7 protein-coding genes are annotated in these 5,829 nt (G+C 66.1%); 2 read left to right on the forward strand and 5 right to left on the reverse strand.

Going from position 1 to position 5,829, the window contains the following annotated elements; translation table 11 throughout:
- Positions 1-382 precede the first annotated feature (382 nt).
- Positions 383-697: a rhodanese-like domain-containing protein gene (locus RTN46_RS16175; RefSeq protein WP_312182917.1), complete on the reverse strand. Its 315-nt coding sequence runs from the start codon at positions 695-697 to the stop codon at positions 383-385.
- A 143-nt stretch (positions 698-840) separates the two neighbouring features.
- Between RTN46_RS16175 and trxA the strand changes: the two genes are divergently transcribed.
- Together trxA and RTN46_RS16185 are read left to right on the forward strand one after the other, a co-directional pair.
- Entirely contained in the window at positions 841-1,206 is a 366-nt protein-coding gene (trxA, locus tag RTN46_RS16180; RefSeq protein ID WP_312182919.1) for a thioredoxin, read from the forward strand.
- Positions 1,207-1,259: 53 nt separating this feature from the next.
- Positions 1,260-1,862 carry a hypothetical protein gene (locus RTN46_RS16185; protein WP_312182921.1) on the forward strand — a complete coding sequence of 201 codons (603 nt, stop codon included), beginning with the start codon at positions 1,260-1,262 and terminating at the stop codon, positions 1,860-1,862.
- 42 nt (positions 1,863-1,904) lie between these two features.
- Here the strand turns inward: RTN46_RS16185 and RTN46_RS16190 are convergent, their stop codons facing one another.
- The 4 genes from RTN46_RS16190 to RTN46_RS16205 all read right to left on the reverse strand — a co-directional run.
- On the reverse strand, positions 1,905-2,402 hold the full coding sequence (locus tag RTN46_RS16190; protein ID WP_312182922.1) for an 8-oxo-dGTP diphosphatase: 498 nt from the start codon (positions 2,400-2,402) through the stop codon (positions 1,905-1,907).
- The gene (gene xerD / locus RTN46_RS16195) at positions 2,399-3,340 is read right to left on the reverse strand and encodes a site-specific tyrosine recombinase XerD (RefSeq protein WP_312182928.1); all 942 of its coding nucleotides are present in this window, start codon (positions 3,338-3,340) and stop codon (positions 2,399-2,401) included. Before xerD ends, RTN46_RS16190 begins: the two co-directional genes overlap by 4 nt.
- Positions 3,341-3,591: 251 nt before the next feature.
- A complete protein-coding gene (locus RTN46_RS16200) occupies positions 3,592-4,260 on the reverse strand; it encodes an NUDIX hydrolase (protein WP_312182924.1) in 669 nt (222 codons plus the stop codon).
- Positions 4,261-4,264: 4 nt separating this feature from the next.
- Positions 4,265-5,829, reverse strand: a 1,565-nt coding sequence (locus RTN46_RS16205; protein WP_312182926.1) for a CTP synthase, incomplete at its 5' end; no start/stop codon positions are given.

The following is a 5,829-nucleotide window of genomic DNA, read 5'->3' on the forward strand; positions in this document are numbered from 1 at the left end:
CCCCCCGCTTCAACTGGCCAACCGCCCGCCGCAGGAGTTCCTGCGGCGGGCGTTGCTGTATTCCGAGGCCGCCGTCTTCAGAATCTGCCCGGTTTCAGAATCTGCCTGGTTTCAGAATCTTCCTGGGAAGCCGGGTTACCCGTTGCTGGAACCGGCCGGCGGCACCGGGGCGGAGAAGAACCGGCGCGAGGCATCCTGTTGTATCAGACCGGCTGACCATCGGGTCCGGCGGTCCAGTCGTGGTGCAGTATTGGAGGAGCTCCGAAGAGCTCTACGCCAACCAGCCGGTGGCTGACGGCAGCCGGACAGCGGACCGTTTGGCCTCCGCCGGCTAGCGCTGAAAATCAGTCCGTGCCATTACGTCGGGTGCCTTCGGACAGGATCAGCTGCCCTCAGCCCCGTACCGGACCGGGTGGCCATTGCGGTACCACTCGGTAATGCCGCCCATCACGTTCACCGCGTCAAAGCCATGTTCCTCTAGGTACTCCGTGGCCCGGGCGCTGCGACCACCGGAAGCGCACATCACATAGACCCTCCGCCCAAACGGAACGTCGCCGAGGGACTGCGGGAAACGCGACAACGGAATGTTCAGGGTGCCAGGGACGCAGGCCTCCGAATACTCCCCCTCTTCCCTTACATCGATGATGGAAACGTCGGCTCCAAGGGCTGCTAAGTCGTCTACAGAAATGCTGTTCATATCGCGTATCCATTCTCGGTGTCCTGGAGACCGGTGTTGGCACCCCCACCCCTTCATCCTGATACCCCCTAGGGTATTTTCGCAAATCGTCCGGTCGCCGCTGGAGCTTGCAGTCGATACCCCAGGGGGTATATCTTGGCTTCATGGCTACAATCGACGTTTCCGAAGAGACATTCGATGACACCATCACCGGCAACGGCATCGTCCTGATGGATTTCTGGGCGGCCTGGTGCGGGCCGTGCCGTATGTTTGCTCCCACCTTCGCCAAGGCTTCCGAGACTCACCCGGAAGTTGTCTTCGCCAAGGTGGACACCGAAGCCGAATCAGGCCTCGCCGCTGCCGCCGGCATTACCTCCATACCCACGCTGATGGCCTTCCGCGACGGAATCCTGGTCTTTTCCCAGGCCGGGGCCATGAATGCGGCCGGACTCGCGCAGCTCATCAGCAGCGTCAAGGAGCTGGACATGGACGAGGTACGGGCTAAGGTAGCTGCCGCACCGGGGGCTTAGCCCGCGCCCGGATGCAACCCGGACACCACCCGGAACGATGATGAGGAACTGATGTGAAGACGGACATCCGGATCGGACCGGAAACAGCAGCGGACGCTGACGCGGGGAGAATCCGTGCCTTCCTGGCTGCCCTGGACTCCGGCCGCCGCCAGCTTCGCAGCTGGCGGTGGACGCGCCTGGCCGCGGCAGGGATCTCAGCCATTGCTGCTGCAGCGGTTCTAGTTTCTCTGAACGGCATGATCACAGGCGCGGGCGCGGCCTGGTGGAACCTCGTGATTGCCGCGCCAGGATTACTGTTGGCCGGTCTGGTGGTGGGAAGCTACTTCGCTGCGCCTATCGGAGCGGAAGCCAGCCTGTGCGACACCCGCTGGGTCCTGCTCGGCCTCACCGGGCTCGTGATTGCCACCTCCACCGGCGAGGGCTCGCTGGCCGGCTATTTGTTCGCAGGCGCCGCCCCGGCCCTGCTTTCAGGGGTGATTCAGCCCATTTTTGCGCTGCTCGCCGCCGCACTACTGGGCTGGGCGTTAGGGATGCGCCTCGAACTCGAGCGCAAGGCCTTGTCGCCGCCGGCTGATGGGGATGAATACGGCGTCTGCACCACCTGCCGGCCACTCTTCCCTGCCAGGCAAGGTCCGATGGGCAGCCGGCCCCGATAACCGCAGCGTCCGCCGCCCGGCCGAAGTGCCGGAGGACAGGAGTCAGGAGAATACGACGCTGCCCACGCACTCGTTATCCGCCGCAAGCGTCACGGCGGCGGCGAAAAAGTCCCCGGAAAGGACCTTCGGCATCCAATAGGCGGAGTCTTCCCACATTTGCGCGTACGGGACGGCATCCACGGGGTACCAGGCGGGTTCGATTTCCGACGACGGTCCGGGCTCGCCGTCCCAGGTCCAGCTCCGGTAGACAACGGTGGACATGTCCCCGTCCGGGCGCGAGGGGAACATGAACTCGATACTGCCGGCCGGTTCCAGGTCTTCCTCAGCGAGCGTCACCCCGGATTCCTCGAAGACTTCCCGTACAGCTGCCTGTGGTGCGGTCTCCCCCGGCTCCACATGGCCGCCGAGCGTGACGATCCGGCCCACGCCGAACCCCGTCTTCTTCAGCCCGAGCAGCACTTCCTGCCCGCCCTCCGCGGTCTCCCGGAACAGGAAACAGAGGACAACGGGTGTGGCCCGTGGTGCGGCTGCCGGTGTCACAGCGCCCGCGGATGCGCGGCTGCGTAGACCTCGCGCAGCGTATCGGCGGTGACCAGGGTGTAGACCTGTGTGGTGGTCACTGAGGCGTGGCCCAGCAGTTCCTGGACCACGCGGACATCGGCGCCGCCTTCGAGCAGGTGGGTGGCGAAGGAATGCCGCAGGGTGTGCGGGGAAACGTCCCGGTCGATCTTGGCGCGCTCGGCCGCCGTCTTGAGGATGGTCCAGGCACTCTGCCGGCTCAGCCGGCCGCCGCGGGCGTTCAGGAACAGCGCCGGGGTGCCTTTGCCCTTGGCTGCTGCCCCGGGCCGGCCGCGGACCAGATAGTCGTCGAGCGCGCGGGCCGCGTAGGAGCCCAGCGGCACCAGGCGTTCCTTGGACCCCTTGCCGAACAGGCGCACGACGTCGGGGCCGTTGGCAGGGATCCGTTCGAGGGACAGGTCATCGATATCCAGGCCAACGGCCTCGCTGATGCGGGCGCCCGTGGAGTACAGGAACTCCAGCAGCGCACGGTCCCGCAGGCCCGCCGGGGTGTCCAGCGGAATGGCCTCGAGAATGCGGGTGACCTCAGTCACGCTGATGGCCTTGGGCAGCCGCTTGCCCGGCAGCGGTGGATGCACGTCGCTGGCGGGATCGGCTGCGGTGACGCCTTCCAGTGCCCAGAACCGGTGCAGTCCGCGCACGGCCACGATGGTCCGGGCGGCCGACCGGATACTCAGTGCCGCGGCGCCGTCCGACCCGTCAACGATCGAACGGGCGAACGCGGTGACGTCATGGCGGGTGATGGCGGTGACGTCGCTTTGGCCGGCGGCGGCGAGGAACCTGGCGTAGCGCAGCAGGTCGCGGCGGTACGCGTCGACGGTGTTGCGGGCCAGTCCGCGTTCCACGGCCATGTGCTGGAGGTAGGAGCCAATAGCACGTCCGACGGCGGTGGACCGCAGCTCGTCCTCGGCGGAACGTGAGCTGCGGGCGGCGGGGGCTTCGGATTTTGACCGTCCGGCCGGCGCTGCCGCGGTTTCGACGCCCCCACTTGCGAGACCGCTGGTGAGCGTTTCCCGGTCCAGAATGAGTGTCGGATTGAGCTGGGAATCCAGCTCGAGCTCAATAGTGTCGTTGATGGAAGGCCGGTCGTCTGTTGACCGGTTACCGGAGCCGCTGCCTGCGGCGGGGACTGCGGTGGGCACCCATACTCCTAGCGGACGGATCCGTTGGGCCAGGCATGGTGCTCCGAGTGGTGCTCCGGCCACGGCGCGTCGGCCGGGCGGAGCTTGGCATAGCCGGAGTTACGGGCGGCTGCGGCGGCGAGGACGGCGGCGGCAGCGGACGGGCTGTGCACCCGGCCTTCCAGGACAGCCGTCACGGCGTCGTCCAGGTCGACCCAGCGCATCTTGATTTCGGCTTCTTCGTGGAAGCGTTCATGCCGCTCGGCTTCCGGAACCTCGTGAATCCCGCGGGCCAGGTAGATCCGCAGTTCTTCGCGGGAGGAGCCGGGTGAGAGGAACAGGTCGGTCAGGACGTTCCAGTCCTCGGCCACCAGGTCCGCTTCTTCGGCCAGCTCGCGTACGGCGGCGGTGAGGTAGTCCTCGCCCTCCACATCGAGCAGGCCGGCCGGGATCTCCCACAGGGTCATCCGGACCGGGTGCCGGTACTGGTTGATCAGCAGCACCTGGCCGGCGTCGTTCATGACCAGAATGGCCACCGCCCCGGGGTGCTGGATGAAGTCGCGGACCAGGGGTTCGCCGTCGTCAGTCAGGGTGAATTTTTCCTTCACCACGTCCCAAATGGGACCGCTGTAGGCTACGGATGATTCCAGCAGCCGTCGCGGACTTTGTTCGTCGGCGAACCCCCGGTCCTCGCTCATGCCTTTACGCTTCCGCGCCCTGGTGGACCAGTGCGGCCTTGACGAGCCCGGCGAAGAGCGGGTGCGGACGGGTGGGCCGCGAGCTCAATTCCGGGTGCGCCTGGGTGGAGACGTAGTACGGGTGGACGTCCTCGGGCAGTTCCACGAATTCGACCAGCTGGCCGTCCGGGGAGGTGCCGGAGAAGACCAGGCCGGCTTCGGCGATCTGCGCACGGTAGGCGTTGTTGACCTCGTAGCGGTGACGGTGGCGTTCGGCGACGGCGGTCTTGCCGTATGTCCTGGCCACCACGGAACCTTCGTCGAGCTTCGCGTCCCAGAGGCCCAGGCGCATGGTGCCGCCCATATCGCCCTGTCCGGCCACGATTTCCTTCTGCTCGGCCATGGTCGCGATCACCGGGTACTTGGTGTCCGGCTCGAATTCGCTGGAGGACGCCCCTTCCAGGCCGACCACGTTGCGGGCGTATTCGATGACCATGCTCTGCAGGCCTAGGCACAGGCCCAGGGTCGGCAGCTTGTTCTCGCGGGCGAACTTCAGGGCACCAAGCTTGCCTTCGAGGCCGCGGATGCCGAAGCCGCCGGGCACGCAGATGGCGTCCACGCCGTCAAGAGCCTTGCGGGCACCTGCTTCGGTGGAGCAGTCATCGGACGGGACCCAGCGGATCTGGACCTTGGTGTTGTTGGCGAAGCCGCCGGCGCGCAGGGCTTCGGTGACGGAGAGGTAGGCATCGGGCAGGTCAATGTACTTGCCGACCAGCGCCACCTCCACGTGGTGCTTCGGGTTGTGCACGACTTCCAGCAGGCTGTCCCACTTGGTCCAATCGACGTCCTGGAACTTCAGTCCAAGGTGCTGGACGATGTAGGCGTCCAGCATCTGGGAGTGCAGGGTCTTGGGGATGTCGTAGATGCTGGGCGCATCCGGGCAGCCGATCACGGCGTCGACGTCGACGTCGCACATGCGTCCGATCTTCTCGCGCATGGCGTTCGGGACGGGACGGTCGGAGCGGATGACGATGGCATCCGGCTGGATGCCGATGGACCGCAGGGCTGCCACCGAGTGCTGGGTCGGCTTGGTCTTCAGTTCCTGGGACGGCCCGATGTACGGCACCAGGGAGACATGTAGGAAGAAGACGTTGCCGCGGCCAATGTCCTGGCGGACCTGGCGTGCTGCCTCGAGGAACGGCTGGGACTCGATGTCCCCGACGGTGCCGCCGATTTCGGTGATGATGACGTCCGGCGTTTTCTTCGCCTCGGAGGGCAGGCGCATCCGGCGCTTGATCTCGTCGGTGATGTGCGGGATGACCTGGACGGTGTCACCGAGGTATTCGCCGCGGCGTTCCTTGGCGATAACGGTGGAGTACACCTGCCCGGTGGTCACGTTCGCCGACCCGTCGAGGCTCTCATCAAGGAAGCGCTCGTAGTGGCCGATGTCGAGGTCCGTCTCGGCGCCGTCGTCGGTCACGAAGACCTCGCCGTGCTGGAAGGGGTTCATTGTGCCCGGATCCACGTTGAGATAGGGATCGAGCTTTTGCATGGTCACCGAGAGGCCGCGTGCCCGAAGCAGGTGGCCGA

It is taken from the genome of Arthrobacter sp. (genome assembly GCF_031988865.1).
In the GTDB taxonomy this organism is placed as follows: Bacteria; Actinomycetota; Actinomycetes; order Actinomycetales; family Micrococcaceae; genus Arthrobacter_B.